Origin of the sequence: Pseudoalteromonas sp. SG45-2 (assembly GCF_014164115.1) — a bacterium.
GTDB lineage: Bacteria > Pseudomonadota > Gammaproteobacteria > Enterobacterales > Alteromonadaceae > Pseudoalteromonas > Pseudoalteromonas distincta.
Map to the genome: position 1 here is coordinate 27,270 of NZ_JACJEO010000026.1, position 16,121 is coordinate 43,390.

At 40.3% G+C, this 16,121-nt stretch carries 20 protein-coding genes; 11 read left to right on the forward strand and 9 right to left on the reverse strand.

Features of this window, described 5'->3' with window-relative positions; all coding sequences use genetic code 11:
* Positions 1-19 precede the first annotated feature (19 nt).
* The 6 genes from H5116_RS17050 to cyaY are packed head-to-tail and all read right to left on the reverse strand — an operon-like array spanning position 20 to position 5,918.
* Entirely contained in the window at positions 20-1,129 is a 1,110-nt protein-coding gene (locus H5116_RS17050; protein ID WP_024594619.1) for a heme biosynthesis HemY N-terminal domain-containing protein, read from the reverse strand.
* Positions 1,126-2,967: a uroporphyrinogen-III synthase gene (locus H5116_RS17055; RefSeq protein WP_182693358.1), complete on the reverse strand. Its 1,842-nt coding sequence runs from the start codon at positions 2,965-2,967 to the stop codon at positions 1,126-1,128. Before H5116_RS17055 ends, H5116_RS17050 begins: the two co-directional genes overlap by 4 nt.
* Positions 2,968-3,906 carry a hydroxymethylbilane synthase gene (gene hemC / locus H5116_RS17060; protein WP_024605933.1) on the reverse strand — a complete coding sequence of 313 codons (939 nt, stop codon included), beginning with the start codon at positions 3,904-3,906 and terminating at the stop codon, positions 2,968-2,970.
* Between the two features lie 35 nt (positions 3,907-3,941).
* Positions 3,942-4,919, reverse strand: coding sequence for a DUF2914 domain-containing protein (locus H5116_RS17065; RefSeq protein ID WP_182716698.1), 978 nt, complete (start codon positions 4,917-4,919; stop codon positions 3,942-3,944).
* 22 nt (positions 4,920-4,941) lie between these two features.
* Entirely contained in the window at positions 4,942-5,598 is a 657-nt protein-coding gene (locus H5116_RS17070; protein WP_002960978.1) for an alpha/beta hydrolase, read from the reverse strand.
* Entirely contained in the window at positions 5,595-5,918 is a 324-nt protein-coding gene (cyaY, locus tag H5116_RS17075; protein ID WP_002960979.1) for an iron donor protein CyaY, read from the reverse strand. Before cyaY ends, H5116_RS17070 begins: the two co-directional genes overlap by 4 nt.
* A 168-nt stretch (positions 5,919-6,086) precedes the next feature.
* On the opposite strand from cyaY, the gene lptM reads away from it, so the two are divergent.
* From lptM to H5116_RS17115, 8 genes are all read left to right on the forward strand, one after another.
* On the forward strand, positions 6,087-6,281 hold the full coding sequence (gene lptM, locus H5116_RS17080; RefSeq protein ID WP_024594615.1) for an LPS translocon maturation chaperone LptM: 195 nt from the start codon (positions 6,087-6,089) through the stop codon (positions 6,279-6,281).
* Complete coding sequence (gene lysA, locus H5116_RS17085) at positions 6,282-7,535, forward strand: diaminopimelate decarboxylase (protein ID WP_002960983.1); 1,254 nt, start codon at positions 6,282-6,284, stop codon at positions 7,533-7,535. It begins immediately after the preceding gene.
* A gap of 64 nt (positions 7,536-7,599) precedes the next feature.
* The gene (gene dapF, locus H5116_RS17090; protein ID WP_002960987.1) at positions 7,600-8,430 is read left to right on the forward strand and encodes a diaminopimelate epimerase; all 831 of its coding nucleotides are present in this window, start codon (positions 7,600-7,602) and stop codon (positions 8,428-8,430) included.
* Complete coding sequence (locus H5116_RS17095; protein ID WP_182696170.1) at positions 8,427-9,038, forward strand: DUF484 family protein; 612 nt, start codon at positions 8,427-8,429, stop codon at positions 9,036-9,038. Before dapF ends, H5116_RS17095 begins: the two co-directional genes overlap by 4 nt.
* A complete protein-coding gene (locus H5116_RS17100; RefSeq protein WP_182716699.1) occupies positions 9,035-9,979 on the forward strand; it encodes a tyrosine recombinase XerC in 945 nt (314 codons plus the stop codon). The genes H5116_RS17095 and H5116_RS17100 overlap by 4 nt, the downstream gene beginning before the upstream one ends.
* 10 nt (positions 9,980-9,989) lie before the next feature.
* Positions 9,990-10,697 carry an HAD-IA family hydrolase gene (locus H5116_RS17105; RefSeq protein ID WP_024594612.1) on the forward strand — a complete coding sequence of 236 codons (708 nt, stop codon included), beginning with the start codon at positions 9,990-9,992 and terminating at the stop codon, positions 10,695-10,697.
* Between the two features lie 28 nt (positions 10,698-10,725).
* Positions 10,726-11,829 (forward strand): retroviral-like aspartic protease family protein, encoded by a 1,104-nt coding sequence (locus H5116_RS17110; protein ID WP_149603365.1) that lies wholly within the window; start codon positions 10,726-10,728, stop codon positions 11,827-11,829.
* A 21-nt stretch (positions 11,830-11,850) separates the two neighbouring features.
* Positions 11,851-12,207, forward strand: coding sequence for a HopJ type III effector protein (locus tag H5116_RS17115; protein WP_182716700.1), 357 nt, complete (start codon positions 11,851-11,853; stop codon positions 12,205-12,207).
* Between the two features lie 10 nt (positions 12,208-12,217).
* Here H5116_RS17115 and H5116_RS17120 read toward each other — a convergent pair whose 3' ends face one another.
* Both H5116_RS17120 and H5116_RS17125 read right to left on the reverse strand, forming a co-directional pair.
* Positions 12,218-12,625, reverse strand: coding sequence for a GNAT family N-acetyltransferase (locus H5116_RS17120; protein WP_182692771.1), 408 nt, complete (start codon positions 12,623-12,625; stop codon positions 12,218-12,220).
* A gap of 41 nt (positions 12,626-12,666) precedes the next feature.
* Positions 12,667-12,972 (reverse strand): DUF6482 family protein, encoded by a 306-nt coding sequence (locus tag H5116_RS17125; protein ID WP_002961002.1) that lies wholly within the window; start codon positions 12,970-12,972, stop codon positions 12,667-12,669.
* An 89-nt stretch (positions 12,973-13,061) separates the two neighbouring features.
* Here H5116_RS17125 and H5116_RS17130 point away from each other — a divergent pair, with 89 nt between their 5' ends.
* From H5116_RS17130 to H5116_RS17140, 3 genes are all read left to right on the forward strand, one after another.
* The gene (locus H5116_RS17130) at positions 13,062-13,754 is read left to right on the forward strand and encodes a pseudouridine synthase (protein WP_024594609.1); all 693 of its coding nucleotides are present in this window, start codon (positions 13,062-13,064) and stop codon (positions 13,752-13,754) included.
* 101 nt (positions 13,755-13,855) lie between these two features.
* On the forward strand, positions 13,856-14,230 hold the full coding sequence (locus H5116_RS17135; protein ID WP_007377323.1) for a BlaI/MecI/CopY family transcriptional regulator: 375 nt from the start codon (positions 13,856-13,858) through the stop codon (positions 14,228-14,230).
* Positions 14,231-14,239: 9 nt separating this feature from the next.
* Positions 14,240-15,448 (forward strand): TonB family protein, encoded by a 1,209-nt coding sequence (locus H5116_RS17140; RefSeq protein WP_182716701.1) that lies wholly within the window; start codon positions 14,240-14,242, stop codon positions 15,446-15,448.
* Between the two features lie 73 nt (positions 15,449-15,521).
* On the opposite strand, the gene H5116_RS17145 is transcribed toward H5116_RS17140, so the two are convergent.
* Positions 15,522-15,905 carry an MAPEG family protein gene (locus H5116_RS17145; RefSeq protein WP_024605945.1) on the reverse strand — a complete coding sequence of 128 codons (384 nt, stop codon included), beginning with the start codon at positions 15,903-15,905 and terminating at the stop codon, positions 15,522-15,524.
* Between the last annotated feature and the right edge of the window lie 216 nt (positions 15,906-16,121).

Below are 16,121 nucleotides of genomic sequence, written 5' to 3' on the forward strand. Positions count from 1 at the left end.
GTAATTATAGTGTAGTCATTTATTGATATAAAACGAGCGCCTTTTCTGCCTGTGCACTATTTTTATAACTCAACACAGCTTGTTCAGAGAACTGTTTTTTATTTTCACTATTCAGTGCTTTATCAAAAATTCTAGCTGCTAAGTCATAATCACCCTTAGCATTAGCAAGGCAAGCTAGCGCAAGTAATAGTGAATTATTTGAATCATCCTTCTTAAGCCGTTCTTGAATGCTTATTTGCAACTTAGCTGCATCGGCTGCTGTTGCTTTACTTAATATATTGGCAAGCTCTAAGTGTTGCTCATTGTGCTTAACCATTTTAATTAAGTCACTTTCAATAACAGCCAATTGACCTGCTTGCGCCATTTGCATTAAATATGCGGTGTGGGCATGAGCTTGCAGCTTTTTAGGCAGCTGTTTATATTTTTCACTCAGCTTGTCTGCATCTAACGCACTAAAATAAGCACTAAATAACTGCGTCCACTGTGCATCAGTAAGTGCTTTTTTGCGCAGTAAACGCGGCAAAAAGTCTTCCAGCGCACTAAAGTGTTGTTGCTGTACTAATACTTCTGCATAAAGTTTTAACTCAAGTGCGGTGGCTTTTTTAGCTTCTGCGCTAATACGCATTTGTGATTCAATCGCGCTACTATCGCCACTTGCCAACCATAGCTTTGCTACTTTTAATTGATGCTCTGGGCTTATTTCAAATAAACGCTCAAGTGCTTTATCTGTTTGATTATTAGCAAGCGCTGCTTTTGCAAGTAATGCTAAGCGAATATCTTCAAACTTATCTGGTACGCTATTACCCGATAAAGCCTGTTCTACGTGCTCGTAATCATCATTAATAGCACTCCAAAGAGCCTGCTCAATAGCTGCTTGTTTGCGCTCTTGGCTACGTGCAAAAAAGCCATGCTTAGTATTATGATAAATCGATAATAAATAACGAATTAACTTATATGTTAAATATAAAACAACAGCGGTAATGACTGCCATTATACAAAACGATACTATCGTGCCTTCTATCGTCGTATTGTTAAATGAAATAAGTACATAACCTTTTTCATCTAGAACGAATGGAGTAACCGCTAGTACAACAACAATAGCTACAATTAAAATAATTAGCCCTATCATTGCGCCCACTCCTTAACCTTTTGTGTACTGTTTAAGGTTACTTTTGGATTAAAGTTAAGCTGCTCTTTTTCAAGTTTAGACAACGCTTTAAGTACCGTTTTAGTTGTATCATCGTCTTGCTTAAAGTACTCACCAACTAAACGTTTTGCTTCACTTAAGGCGCTAAAGAAAATACTCGCCTGCTTACTCATAAGTGCATCTTGTGCCTGAGTTATATTAAGCTTGATTCGTTGATTTATTAAATGGCGCTCTTGATCCGTAAGTAATGGCTCAATGGAAACACCTTCGTGCTGACGAATAGTAATAAAGCTATCCACAATTTTATTCCAGCTATTACTCAAGTTTTGCTGCCAATCACTCACGTCACCACTTAAAGCATTTTCATCTATTGCAGCTGCTTCTTCTGGTAAATTAACCGCATTAAAAACTAAGTCGTCAATACTGCTTAGTACACTGTTTAGCTGTAAATAAATAGCCTCTGTTGCAACAGGTTTAAGGCTATCAAGTGTTTGTATATCTTGCATAATCGCTTGGCGAACTTCAACTGTTCCTGGATGTTCACTAAGTAATCCATCTAAGCGCTTTAAAACAGCACTAGTGCCTTGGTAGTCTTTTTCAGCCCATAGTTTAAACTCAGCCATACGCTGTAAGCTGGTTACTTCTTGCGGGTTTAACGATGAGCCTTGTTGCTGCGCCTTTTGCAAAGCCGCTTTTAGTTCTTGCTGATTTTGAACTGCACTTTCATTTAGGGCTGCGGCAACTTTTTCTTCACTATTAAACAGCGCTTGTTGCAAATTAGATTGCGCCGATTTAAGTGCTTGCAGCTCCTGGGTGAGTAACTTATTTTGCTCGCTTAACTCATTAACGGCTAGGTTTTGCGCCTTACCAGCATTTAATTTTTGATAAAACTCGTATCCAACACCAGAGGCCACAATTAACGAAATAAGAAGCGCAAGTACTGCAACCTTACTTATTTTTTGTTTACTTTTGTCTGCCGTATTTTTTGTAGCTGTAGGCTCTTGCTTAGTTGATTTAGCAGAGGTCGTGTTAGCTATTGTTGGTGTGGCTTTTTCTGCCGTTACTGGCTTTGACTGTTCGCTCATGTTGCTACCTTGCTGATTTATGCAGGTAAACATAGCATTATCGCTAGCCCCTGCTGCAATGTGTATATTAGCCGAACTTACCTGTTGCAGCTTTAAATAAGCGGCTATACGCTCGCTAGCAACATAAAATCGGCACTGTTGTAACCATTGTAGTTGGTCTGCAGTAAGGCTTTTAAATATAGCATCAACTGCTGCATTACTTGTTATGACTATACCGTGTACATTCTGGCTTTTCCAGTGGTCTGTCCAGTTAGAGGTAATACTCTCTGTCGGTTCACGTTTGTACACAACACAATTATTCAAAAAAGCACCGCGCTCTTTGAGCGTTTTAGCTAACTCAGGGCGGCCACCTTGGCCCTTAACTAATACTATATTACAGCCATCCACCTCGGCGAGTGATTTAAGCGCAAGTAACCCTTCTGAATCATACTGCTTTGGTACTGCTGCGCGCACACCAAATTGCTCATATATAACATCGGCTGTTTGTTGTCCAACCGCATAAAACTGCGCTTTGGTATTTATATCTGGTTTTAATTGCGAAAGTGCACTGACTGCATCTTGCGATATAAATATTATTTTATCTGCATTTAATAGTGGACTAAGCTCAGTGCTGGAGGGTGTTAAATGCGTTATTTTTAATACCGGAAATAAAGACGCCTGATAACCCGCTTGCTCAAGTTGCTGTGCAAGGGCTGCGCCTTTTCCTTCGGGCCGAGTTATCAGAATATGTGTCATTTATGCGTCTCTATAAACTTCAGCTAGTATTTTGTCTGCACCTTGAGCTAGTAATTTTTTAGCAAGCTCAATACCTAGTTTTTCTGCGTCATTTACATGGCCTGTTACTTCGTCACGTAAAATTTCGCTGCCATCAACAGCACCAACTAAACCACGTAAATGCACTTGTTCGCCATCAACCAATGCATAAGCACCAATAGGAACTTGGCAACCACCTTCTAAATAGCGATTCATCGAACGCTCTGCGTTTACGCGAATACGTGTTTGTGTATGCTCAAGTGGTGCAAGTAATGCTTTGGTTACTTCATCATCAATACGACATTCAATACCTACAGCGCCTTGACCATTTGCTGGTAATGACACTTCTGGCTCAATGTAGTCAGCAATACGCGACTCCATTTCTAAACGAATAAGCCCTGCAGCCGCTAAAATAATAGCATCATATTGGCCGTCATCTAATTTACCTAAACGCGTATTTACATTGCCGCGTAAATCACGAATATCTAAATCAGGGCGAAGTGCCTTAATTTGGCACTGGCGGCGTAGGCTCGAAGTGCCCACAATAGAGCCTTGTGGTAGGGCACTTAAATTTGCAAAATTGTTTGATACAAACGCATCGCGTGGATCCTCACGCTCACAAATAGTATGCAGTGCTAGCCCTTGAGGAAACTCTACTGGCACATCTTTCATAGAATGTACGGCAATATCAGCTCGGCCATCTAGCATGGCTTGCTCTAGTTCTTTAACAAATAAGCCTTTACCGCCAATTTTGGCCAATGGCGTATCTAAAATTATATCCCCTTGTGTCGACATTGGGACTAATTCTACGCGCACATCTGCATGAAAACGCTCAAGCTCTGCTTTTACAAATTCGGCCTGCCAAAGTGCTAAAGCGCTTTTGCGCGTTGCGATGCGTACTAATTTTGTTTTTTCTGTCATAGGGGTATCCAATTAATTACTGCGTTTAGCCAGTTTTAGTCAGCTAAAATTCTAAATTCTTTTTGGGCAATTAAATTACCTTGCTCATCAACTACATCAACACGCCAATGACCTGTTTGTGTGTTCATTATATTTTTTGTTGAGTACGTTCTGTAACGAGGCGAAGTAACATTAAGTGTAATTTCAGCCATCGTTTCACCTTCAAACGACCAAACATGCTTAACTTGCTGGCCTTGAAGGTTTTTAATCTCGCTAAAAAACGATAACCCTTCCTCAAACTGGCTTAACCTAATATCAGCAGCAAACACATTAGTAGGCTCACGCTTACTTACTTTACGAGTAAGTACCGCGCGACTAATTTTACCCGTGTCTATTTGCGCCCCCAATGCCACACTTGCCACATGTGCTGTAGAGGAAAAACCTTCAGTGCCACTCAATGCGCCATCATCACTTTCTAACTCTAAAAGTAAGTCACTTTGACTTGCAGGCTCAGTTACGTTTTGGGCTTCTGCGGTTTCTTCTTGCTCATCATTATCAAGGTTTGAGTTTAACTCTGTATTAATACTTTCGCTTTGATCAGTAACAATATTGTTGTTAGCCAACAAAGCCGGGGGATTATTTACAAGGTCTACTTCGGCAGGTGTATTACTTGAAATGCTTAGTTGAGTCTCATTTTGCTCAGCTAACAAAGGTTCAATACTCGCTTGAGTTACCTCTACAGACTCAGCAGGGGTATTATTTACTGATGATTGAGGCTCAACATCCATTACCTCATCGCTTGTTTGGTTTTCAGCGTTACTGCTGAAATTTAAGAATTGTTCCTGCTCATTTGGGTGCTCACCTTGATCTGCATTAACAGAGGTGGTTAAGCCATAAACAACTGCTGCAGAGGTCATTAATACCAACATAGCAATACTCACAATACGACGCCAATTCCACTCGTAGCTTACCGTTGGTACGCTCTGTTGTAATTCGCGTTTAACATTTGCTTTTATAACTATTTTTTGACTCATATTGACCTCAGCGGTTCCAAAATTAGCTTAAACGAGCAATTAACCATTGGCGAATAGCTTGCAATTCTTCTGCGCAAACTTGATGAGCCATTGGATATTCTTGCCAGCTTACATCCATGTTATGTGCTGTTAATACTTCAAACGCATTTCTACCCGCACTGTGCGGTACAACGTTATCTTGGCTACCATGAGCCATAAATACGTTTAAATCAGTATGTTTTGCTTCATCAGCAAATTTGTGTGGCACACACATATAAGTAGAAAGCGCCATAACACCCCCAAGCTTTTGCTCAAAGCGCGGCGCTAAATGCAAAGACACAACACCACCTTGAGAAAAACCAGCTAAAATTATTTTATTAGCAGGAATGCCATTAGCAATTTCTTTATTAATTAACTCTTCTACCTTTGCAGCAGAATCTCTTACGCCTTGTTCATCGGCACGCTTATCTAATTCTATAGACTTAATATCGTACCAAGAGCGCATTTCCATGCCACCATTTATGGTGACCGGTTGCACTGGCGCATGCGGAAAAATAAACCGTATACCAAGCTCGCTTGGTAAATTTAGCTGTGGGGCTACTGGCGCAAAACCATCCCCAGAGTCACCTAAACCATGTAACCAAATAACCGTTGCTTTGTGTTCACTTTGGGCTGCATATTCTACAAATTCTAAACTCATAGTGATGATTGCCACTTAACTTCTTGGCCTGCTTGGCGAGTTGAGGCTTCATTTATAAACGCCCAAAATTCAGCGCCAGAGCGGTTATCAATCCATAACCCATCACGCATTTCAAAATGATGTCCGTTAAACTTAGTCGCAACCCATACTTGGTGAAGAGGTGCTTGCTTATTGATCACTATTTTACTTTTATCAGGAAAAATAATTTCTAAAATACCTTGTGCCGATTCATAATCTAAATCAGCTTCGCAATCATCAACCTGCTCTTCAATAGTGAACATAAGAGCTTCGGCTAATTGGTGATATTCGTGTTCAGTCATTGTTATTTCCTTTGCAGGCGAGCCGCCTAATATTGGGTACGTTTTAGCTTTAAATTAGCTTTAAAAATGTGCAGCTAGTGTAACAGGAATAAAATCATCCGCGAATAGCTGCATTTTTTAGATATTCTGTTACTCTGCGATTATAAAGCCAGCAACCGTATTAATCTAATGAAAGCGACACATACCTTACAATTAAAAAGACTATTAATAAGCACTGTACTGTTAAGCGCCTTAGCTGGCTGCGGACAAAGCGGTCCGTTATATTTACCAGAGCAACAAACAGAGCAAAACCAACCTCAAAATACAGCTAAACCAGCCACTACCGCTGAGCAAGCTAAAGCATCGCAAAGTCAGGAGCAATAAATGGATTATTTTAACTACAAAAACAACCAATTATTTGCCGAAGACGTCAGCGTAGCAAGCATAGCGCAGCAATACGGCACGCCGTGTTATGTATACTCGCGTGCTACATTTGAGCGCCATTACTTAGCATTTGCTAACGCCACTAAAAATCATAAAAGCTTGGTATGTTACGCTGTAAAAGCAAACTCAAATATTGCCGTACTTAATATATTAGCGCGCTTAGGATCGGGTTTCGATATTGTATCTAAAGGTGAACTAGCGCGTGTAATTAAAGCGGGAGGCGATGCTTCTAAAGTGGTTTTTTCAGGCGTGGCTAAAACGTCTGACGAAATAGCTTACGCATTAAAACTGGGCATTAAATGTTTTAATGTAGAGTCGGCGTCTGAGCTTGAGCGTATTTCTGAAGTGGCTTGCGAGCTTAACCTAGAAGCGCCTATTTCTATTCGCGTAAACCCAGACATAGATGCAAAAACACATCCGTATATTTCTACCGGTTTAAAAGAAAATAAATTTGGTATTGATATTCAAACAGCAGTGAGTGTTTATCAACAAGCAGCGGCTTTACCTGGTTTAAAAGTAATTGGTGTCGATTGCCATATTGGCTCTCAATTAACGCAAGTTAGACCTTTTTTAGAAGCCCTTGATAAATTAATGGCGCTTATTGATGAGCTAAAAACTAACGGTATTGAGCTAACTCATTTAGATATTGGCGGCGGTTTAGGTGTGCCATACGACAACGAGCAACCACCACACCCAAGTGAATATGCAGCGCAAGTTACCGAACGCTTAGCTAACTACAAACATCTTGAACTTATTTTTGAACCAGGGCGCGCTATTGCAGCTAACGCAGGTATTTTGGTCACTCAAGTTGAATTTATCAAACAAAACCAAGACAAGTTTTTTGCAATTGTAGATGCTGGTATGAACGATATGCTTCGCCCTGCGCTTTATCAAGCGTGGCAAAAAATTATTCCGGTATCCGTTCGCGACGACGAAACACCTACTCACAACTTTGATATTGTGGGTCCGGTGTGCGAAACCGGCGACTTTTTAGGAAAAGACCGCGAACTTGCACTCAAACAAGGCGATTTACTTGCACAACGAAGTGCGGGTGCATATGGCTTTACAATGAGCTCAAACTACAACTCGCGCCCGCGTGTTGCAGAAATTATGGTAGATGGTCAGCAGCATCACCTTATTCGTGAACGCGAAACTATTGAAAGCCTTTATCAAGGTGAGAAAGTTTTACCATAAACGTTTTTGTCTACTAGCTGCTCTGTGGCATGATTAGCACAGAGCAAAACCGAATTAGAGCGCTATGTTAGTTAATTTTTCCAAAATGCACGGCTTAGGTAACGACTTTGTTGTGATTGATAACATTACACAAAATGTTTTTTTGTCGCGAGACCAAATCAAAAAACTGGCAGATCGCCACTTTGGCATTGGCTTTGACCAATTGCTGATGGTTGAAGCACCATATTCACCTGATCTCGACTTTCATTATCGAATTTTTAATGCCGATGGTACCGAAGTAGAACAATGCGGTAACGGCGCACGCTGTTTTGCCCGCTTTGTACGCATGAAAGGCCTTACTAACAAGCACAAAATTAGTGTATCGACTAAGTCGGGCAACTTAACGCTCTACATAGAAAAAGACGGTCAAGTAACTGTTAACATGGGCCATCCTAATTTTGAGCCAAGTAAAATTCCGTTAAAAGCCAGCAAACGCGAGCTTACTTATATTATTAGAACGCAAGAACACACTGTATTTAGTGGCGCGGTATCTATGGGTAACCCGCATTGCGTGCTAGAGGTTGACGACGTAACCACCGCGCAAGTTGATATATTGGGTCCATTACTTGAAAACCATGAACGCTTTCCCCAAAAAGCGAACATTGGCTTTATGCAGGTTGTATCGCAAGAACACATTAAGCTAAGAGTGTGGGAGCGCGGCGTTAACGAAACCCTAGCCTGTGGCACAGGTGCATGTGCAGCGATGGTGATTGGTCATATGCAAAATAAACTATCAACAACCGTTCAAGTAGATTTGCCGGGCGGTACTTTGCAAGTGCGCTGGAGTGGTGAAGGTCACCCGGTACGCATGACTGGTCCCGCAGAGCATGTTTTCGACGGACAAGTAGCACTATGAGCGAGCTAAGTACAGAGCAGATTATTAATTACTTACAGCAACATCCTGACTTTTTAGTTCATCACCCCGAGCTACTCGCACAACTTGAGCTGCAACAGCAAGCTCAAGGTGCAACGTCACTAGTACATATTCAGCAACGTCAATTACGCGAGCACAACACGCTTTTAAAAAGCCAAATAGATGCTATGAGCAAGCATGCAACGCAAAACGAGCTCGTATATCGTTTGTTTAGCCAATGTCATCGCCAGCTTTGGAATCATGACGATTTTGACACTCTTGCAAATAATCTACGCAATATAATCTGCTCAAGTGAAGATGTTAACGACTGCAAATTAGTAAAATACAATCCCGAGTACGACGAGCTTATTGCGCATCGCCTTACCCATTCTGGGCATTATTTAGGGCGAATTAATAAACAAGAGCGCGAACAATTATTTAGTGAAGATACACAATCCGTCGCTATTTATTTAATTGGCGACACCAAGCACCCTATCGCTATTTTGGCGTTTGGTAGCAATAACGTAAACCATTTTGAGCCCGCGCAAGATAACCTGTTTGTGCTCGACTTTATAAACGCATTACACCTGCGGTTACAAAAACTAGCATGAGTGACGATGCGCCTAATATTACCGCGCTAAGCGACCACTGGCGTACACCCATAATGCTATTTAGCGATTATTTAAAGTTTGAAAAACAATATTCAGCGCACACAGTTAATCAATACGTAAGCCAACTTGGCTTTGCAGCCCTCTATTTTAGCAAACTATGTGATGACTGGTTTGGCGTACAAGGCGAGCATATTCGCCGCTACAGCATGGCACTGCGATCAAAACAATTAAGTGGCCGTACAATTAGCTTAAAGCTCAGTTGTATTCGCAGCTTATATAAGTTTTTAAAAGCAAAAAATATTGCCGAGCAATCGCATTACCATAATCCGGCAATAGGTATAAAAGGCCCTAAGTTTGCAAAGCCCCTACCTAAGAATCTCGATGTAGATCAAATGGCACGCTTGCTCGAAATACCCGACGACGAACCTCTCGCAATTAGAGATAAAGCAATGATGGAGTTAATGTATTCATCAGGGCTGCGTATAAGCGAGTTAGTTGGCGCTAACATGCAAGATATTAGCGCTGCCAATGGTGAAATTTTAGTGCGTGGTAAAGGTAATAAGGAGCGATTAATTCCGGTGGGCAAAAAAGCGTTAGACGCATTAAAAAAATGGCTCACAATACGCCCTCAGTTTGCAAAGCCCGATGAAATAGCAGTATTTTTAAGTAGCCAAAAAAACCGTATTTCGATTCGCCAAGTGCGCCTACGCATGCAAGAGTGGGGAATAAAACAAGGTATTAGCTCGCAGGTTCATCCGCATAAGCTGCGCCACTCGTTTGCGTCACATATTTTAGAATCATCTGGTGATTTACGCGCTGTGCAAGAATTACTAGGGCACAGCAGTTTGTCGGCTACACAAGTGTATACGCATTTAGATTTTCAACATTTAGCCAAGGTGTACGACAACACTCACCCTCGTGCAAAAAAACGAACTGATTAGGTAAATAAATATGATCCGATTTAATCGTGCTATTAAGCCATTTTCTGTCATGAGCTTTGATTTAGACGACACTCTTTACAACAATCACCCCATTATAAAAGCAGCGGTTAAAGCGCAGCAAGATTATTTAAACGCGCTCCCTAGCTACTTAGCCCAAGGCCAAAAATACTGGCAACAATGCCGCAATGAAGCCGTATTACAGTTACCTGAACTTGCTGATAACGTCACTAAATGGCGCCAACATACATTGCGCTTAGCCCTTGCTAAACTAGATTTGAACGAGCAAGAGGTAGAGTACCATGCCGATGCTGCCTACAACGCCTTTGCCGATGCGCGCAGTAAAATAGTGGTAACCGACGACGTACTAAAGCTGCTAGATAACTTAGCCCAGCACTTTACGCTGGTTGCTATAACTAATGGTAATGTTGAAATTGAACGCTTTAACTTACACAATAAATTTGAACTCGTGTTACAAGCCGGTATGCACGGTAAAGCAAAACCTCACAGCACCTTATTTGATAAAGCCGCCGAGCACTTAAACGTTGCTAAAAGTGAAATTTTACATATTGGCGATAGCCTAGATACCGACGTACAAGGCGCAAATAATGCCGGTTGCCAATCGGTATGGTTAAACGATCAAGGCGCCAATTATGCTTATAAAGGGCTGGCTGATATTGAAATAGCCAATATTCATGCCTTAACGCACTTTATTAAATAATACCAATTGCATTAAATAAGAGGTCACAATGAGCCACTATACCAAGCTAATTACCTTGCTATTAATTGGCTCACTTAGCCTTAACGCTTATTTATTGTGGCCGCAGCCCGCGCCAACCAAAGTACAAAAAACGCAAGGTGCTGAAAAAAGCATATCGCCTAAACAACAAAATACGCTATTAAATACGGCAAAGCAGCAGTTTAAAAAACACCAATTTGAAGCCGCACTTAGTAGCTATCAACAACTCAAAAACAGCAATCCAGAAATCGCAAAAAACCTTTATTCATCGTGGCTAGTGCAGCTTAAAACATGGCTAAATAGCAATTTATTACTCAGCGAGTCATTTCTCAATGCGCTATTAAATAACAGCCCTTATAACGTAGAGTTACTTAATTTACAGGTTGAGTATTTAATAAATAGCGAGCAAACACAAAATGCCATTATTGCTTTATTTGAGCTTAATTCATTACTGCCTGCTGATCAGCAAAGTAATGTAAATACACGTTTAAATACGCTCACTCAAAACGAATTACACACATTAACTGAGCAACAAAATTGGCAAGCTATTATTGAGCAAACACAAATTTGGCTTGATTATAAAAGCGATAACGCGCAGTTTTTATATCCGCTTGCGTATGCCTACTATCAGCAAGGCGATTTAATTAGCGCACAAGCAACCCTTGATCGAATGCCAAACCAGCACAATCTAAAAAGCCAAGTGCAAACACTGCAAGCGATGATCAATAAAGCACAATCGCAAGACGACTTCGTTGCTTTAACGCCTTACGGCGCGCATTACTTAATAAACACCGAAATAAATAACAATCTATCGACCGAACTAATGATTGATACAGGCGCAAGCGTAACCTCACTACCCACAAGTATAATTGAGCAAATTTCGCCACAACCTTTGTATTTAGGTGATGTAACGGTAAACACAGCTAACGGTCAAATTGTTGTAAAGCGTTATCAAATTGAATCGTTTAAAGTGGGCTCGCAAATTATTTATGGTTTTGAAGTGTTGAGTATTGAAAACACCCGTGGGCAAGGTTTGCTAGGAATGAATTTTTTATCGCGATTTAAATTCAATATAAATCAGCAAACAGATGAGCTAGAGTTGAGCGCTAAATAATTAAAAACCCAAAGGTAACACATGACACTAAATAACTATTTAAAAGCACTTGCTGAAAACCCAAAAAGCATTCAATTTACCGATACAATGGCCGTGATAGAAGCAAATTACGACTTTACTACATGTGGCTTTAATAACCATGGATTACTTAGCGCTGCGAGTGAGAACAATGGCTCGTGTAAAATTTTTGCATTTGCTAAATTAAACGATTTAAGTAAACAAAATACGTTGGATTGTTTTGGTAAGTTTTACCGAGAAGACGTGCTGCAAAACCCTAAAGGGGATGATCATATGAACATTCGCACGTTTATGTTAGCACCAGAGGCAACACCTTTTTTAGGTATTACCTTTGAAGGCGAGCCACTAAAAGCAAAATAGCCAGCAAAAATTAAAGTGGTTTTTCCATAAAGTAACGCGTACCTGAGCGTGGGTAATTATTAAGTTGATACTTAACACTATAACCGCGCTTTTCGTAAAAGGGTTTTGCTTGAAAATCAAGTGTATCAAGCTGAGCAGTTGTAGCACCTAGCTCAATAGCTGCTTGTTCAAGTGCCGTTAGCAGTTTATCTGCAAGCCCTTTACCTCGCGCACTATCGCTACACCAAAGCCAACTAATCATCAGCCAGTTTCCAAACACACACCCACTAATACCGGCAACAAGCTCGCCCTGCTCATCAGTAAATTTATAGCCTAATGGCAGCCTTTGCGCATCAAAATGCTCGGCGTTAAATTCAACTATTTTACTGCGTAGTATAGAACTTAATGCGTCGGAGTGATCTGCTTGTAATTGGTACATATTGCGCTTCTTAAAAAGCGAATATTAGCAAACTCATACCATCAATACAGATTATTTTTACCATAAGGTACTTCAAGCATATTGCTGCTGGTTTTATCCGGCTGGCCGCACATTTCGTCGTAAGCGCTTGTTTGCCTTAACATCATCTGTGCGTACGCTATTTTTTCAAAACGTTTTTGTACATGCAGTGGGCTGAGTGCTCTTAAAAACTCACCGCTGTCTTCTGTTACATAATATTCAACGTTATTAATCATCACTGATACTTGATAAAGCGCCATATCTAACGAGTGAACAATAACTTTTTGTAGCGGTTCGTGCTTTTTTAACTGTGAAAATTTAATACCCATCATGTTTACCTTTTTATATTTAGCATTATCGATACGCAGCTTTGCTATAATCACGATCAAATTTTTATTAGCCGCTGGCGTCACACGTTATGAGCACAAAAATCCGACTCGCTAAATATATTGCCCATGCAGGTATTTGTTCTCGTAAACAGGCATCGCGTTTAATTGATGAAGGTGTAGTGACTGTAAATAATCGCCCAGCGAATCATATAGATCACGTTGATGAGCAAGACACAATAATAGTGAACGAAAAAGAAATTAAAGGTGCTGCCGATTTAGTTTATTTTGCGTACCACAAACCAGTAGGTATTGACTGCAAATTAAATATTGATGACCCTGCCAGCCTTATTCACCATTTGCCCACACTCACCCGCGTTTACCCTATTGGTCGATTAGATAAAGACTCTCGCGGTTTGCTTATTTTGACCAACGATGGGGATTTTTGTAATCAACTAATACATCCTGACTTCCACCAGCCTAAACATTATTTAGTCACCGTAAATAAGCCTTTAGACGATGGTTTTTGTAAAAAAATGGCAGCAGGCGTACCCGTTGATAAACACATAACCCTGCCTTGTGAGGTAAATAAAATAGCCAGCAATCAGTTTAGTATTGTTTTAAAACAAGGGCTAAACAGACAAATACGTAAAATGGCGCATTACTGCGGATACAAAGTAATTGACTTATTTAGAGTGCAATTTAGTGACCTCACCCTTTCAAAGCTAAACCTACCTGAAAACCAATATATACAAATTAATAAAACCGATATTTCAAAAATCTAATACCAAGTCACTTAACTATATCTCAAAAAGTTAAAAATAAACTTGCAAAAATAGATTACAGGTGTAGTCTTAAATTAAAGATTACACTTGTAGGCGATAAAATGATTGAATTATCAAAAGCAGAGTTTGACGTGCTCGACGCACTTTGGATTAACTACCCCGCCACCGCGAGCCAAATAATTGAGCGCTTAAGCGACGATAAGCAATGGCACGAAAAAACCATTAAAACCCTGCTAGGTCGACTAGTAAAAAAAGGCGCACTTACATTTGAAAAAGAAGGTCGCCAATATATTTATACTCCCTGTATGGAGCGCGCCGACTACACCCTAAAAGAAAGCCAAAACTTTATTGAGCGATTTTTTAGTGGGCGTATTGCGCCACTTGTGAGTGGCTTTGCTAAATCGGAGCAGCTTTCTCAGCAAGATATAAACGAGCTTAAAAAAGTTATAGATGACTGGGAAAAAAACCAAAAGTAAGGGATTAACATGGTTATTCAAACTGGTTTTAATTGGTTAATTGAGCAGCAATTACTATTAAGCATTTTGTTTTGTGGTTTTATTTTACTCGAGCGATTTGGTTTAAAAGCCCTTGGCTCGCGGTTTGTATATAAATTAGCATGGCTATTACCTGCGGCATTGGTGATTGCTAATTTACCAAATGCGATTAAACCACTGCAAAATAGCAATATTAGCCATTACTTAATCACCCCTAACCAATCTTTTACAAACGAGGTAGGTATTAGCTGGGCGCTCATGTATGTACTTATTACCGCTGGGTTATTAATAGCTAGCTTTATTACGCATACCCGCTTTGTTAAAAGCCTGCAGTTAACTGAGTTAACACAATTTGAAGGCACTCTTACCGCTGATGTTAAAACTTATACCAGCCAACATGTAGCCACGCCAATGGTGGTCGGTATTTTAAACAGCAAGCTGGTGTTACCGAGGAACTACAATACCCAGTTTGATAAAGCCACATTAGCGCTTATTTTAGAGCACGAAAACGTACACATAAAACGCAAAGACAACCTAACAAACGCACTTATATTACTACCTACTATTTTACTTTGGTTTAACCCACTAGCTTGGTTTTGTTACGCAAGCATGCGCCGACTACAAGAGTTGACTTGTGATGAACGGGTACTTGCCAATAAAACCACACAACAACATATTTTATATAGCAAAGCCTTAATAAACTGCGCGGCAAATGCGCCCACAGGACTTATGGCTTATTCACACTACGGAGATAAAAAAACCATGTTACAACGACTAATTAATATAAAACACAGCGGGGAGCGTTCAAAGTTTGCTAAAGGTGGCTTATTACTTGTAGCCGCAAGCATGCTAAGCGGCTTAGCAATTGCAAAGCAACCAGAAGCAATGACTAAAGAGGATTACATTTCACCAACAATACGCATTGAACCTGCTTACCCAATACAAGCAGCTCAACAAGGGATCAGCGGCTCTGTTGTATTAAAATACGATATTGCAGCAAACGGTAAAACAAAAAACATTAGTGTTATTCAATCTAAACCTAAAGATATTTTTGATAAATCAGCGAAAGAGGCGCTAGCAAAATGGAAATATAAAGCATCTGATTCAGGTTTTGAAGATGTACTTGTACAACTAGATTTTGCGATTAATAGTGAAGTGGCGCCTACCGATTTAATTGAGCGAATTAAAGTATCGCATTAACGCCACGAGTTGTTCAAGACTACAAAGCAAGCGCCCTTTTAGGCTGCTTGCTTTGTGGTTTTAAAATATAAACCTACAAACTCACCACAATCATGGCAATGGCTGTACCCAAACCAATAAACCACACTAATGAGCGAATTATATCTAGGTTCATATAGTAAAATACGCAATACAAAATACGCGACACAATATGCGTAACCGCTAGCGTTTCGGTCACTGCACCTACAGAGTTAGTGCCCAGTACAACTGCAATAGCGACAGCAAAAACAGCAAGCGATTCAAAACAGTTTTGATGAGCAGCGAGCGCCCGTGCACCAAAGCCGGTTAATTTTGTTTGTTGCGCCCTTGGGTGTTTATTGTCGTATCGACCTAATTTTGCCATTGCTATAGCAACCGGCACTTTTGCAAAATAAGGCATTAATACCGCAAGTAATGCACATACAACTAATGTTGTCATAATTTATCCTTTTGATGTTTCGGATAATTTAGCATAAGCGTAATAAAAAAGCCGCCAGATACGTTTTATGACAAACTCTGGCGGCTAACAATAACATCAGACCTACTATAGCTAAATTTATCCTCAAACTCATGCGACATAATATCGCAGATGATGAATATTCAACATCATAGTTAATGCATCGCTTTACTTCACAAAGCTTGTTAACTTTACTGC

Bases quoted from the DNA above. Each gene is read 5' to 3' on its own strand.
- lptM (WP_024594615.1), top strand. From the start codon at position 6,087: ATGAAAGCGACACATACCTTACAATTAAAAAGACTATTAATAAGCACT.
- cyaY (WP_002960979.1), bottom strand. From the start codon at position 5,918: ATGACTGAACACGAATATCACCAATTAGCCGAAGCTCTTATGTTCACT.
- H5116_RS17130 (WP_024594609.1), top strand. From the start codon at position 13,062: ATGAGCACAAAAATCCGACTCGCTAAATATATTGCCCATGCAGGTATT.
- H5116_RS17100 (WP_182716699.1), top strand. From the start codon at position 9,035: ATGAGTGACGATGCGCCTAATATTACCGCGCTAAGCGACCACTGGCGT.
- H5116_RS17055 (WP_182693358.1), bottom strand. From the start codon at position 2,967: ATGACACATATTCTGATAACTCGGCCCGAAGGAAAAGGCGCAGCCCTT.
- H5116_RS17050 (WP_024594619.1), bottom strand. From the start codon at position 1,129: ATGATAGGGCTAATTATTTTAATTGTAGCTATTGTTGTTGTACTAGCG.
- H5116_RS17120 (WP_182692771.1), bottom strand. From the start codon at position 12,625: ATGTACCAATTACAAGCAGATCACTCCGACGCATTAAGTTCTATACTA.
- H5116_RS17110 (WP_149603365.1), top strand. From the start codon at position 10,726: ATGAGCCACTATACCAAGCTAATTACCTTGCTATTAATTGGCTCACTT.
- H5116_RS17135 (WP_007377323.1), top strand. From the start codon at position 13,856: ATGATTGAATTATCAAAAGCAGAGTTTGACGTGCTCGACGCACTTTGG.
- H5116_RS17125 (WP_002961002.1), bottom strand. From the start codon at position 12,972: ATGGGTATTAAATTTTCACAGTTAAAAAAGCACGAACCGCTACAAAAA.
- hemC (WP_024605933.1), bottom strand. From the start codon at position 3,906: ATGACAGAAAAAACAAAATTAGTACGCATCGCAACGCGCAAAAGCGCT.
- H5116_RS17145 (WP_024605945.1), bottom strand. From the start codon at position 15,905: ATGACAACATTAGTTGTATGTGCATTACTTGCGGTATTAATGCCTTAT.
- H5116_RS17140 (WP_182716701.1), top strand. From the start codon at position 14,240: ATGGTTATTCAAACTGGTTTTAATTGGTTAATTGAGCAGCAATTACTA.
- H5116_RS17095 (WP_182696170.1), top strand. From the start codon at position 8,427: ATGAGCGAGCTAAGTACAGAGCAGATTATTAATTACTTACAGCAACAT.
- H5116_RS17065 (WP_182716698.1), bottom strand. From the start codon at position 4,919: ATGAGTCAAAAAATAGTTATAAAAGCAAATGTTAAACGCGAATTACAA.
- H5116_RS17070 (WP_002960978.1), bottom strand. From the start codon at position 5,598: ATGAGTTTAGAATTTGTAGAATATGCAGCCCAAAGTGAACACAAAGCA.
- H5116_RS17105 (WP_024594612.1), top strand. From the start codon at position 9,990: ATGATCCGATTTAATCGTGCTATTAAGCCATTTTCTGTCATGAGCTTT.
- dapF (WP_002960987.1), top strand. From the start codon at position 7,600: ATGTTAGTTAATTTTTCCAAAATGCACGGCTTAGGTAACGACTTTGTT.
- H5116_RS17115 (WP_182716700.1), top strand. From the start codon at position 11,851: ATGACACTAAATAACTATTTAAAAGCACTTGCTGAAAACCCAAAAAGC.
- lysA (WP_002960983.1), top strand. From the start codon at position 6,282: ATGGATTATTTTAACTACAAAAACAACCAATTATTTGCCGAAGACGTC.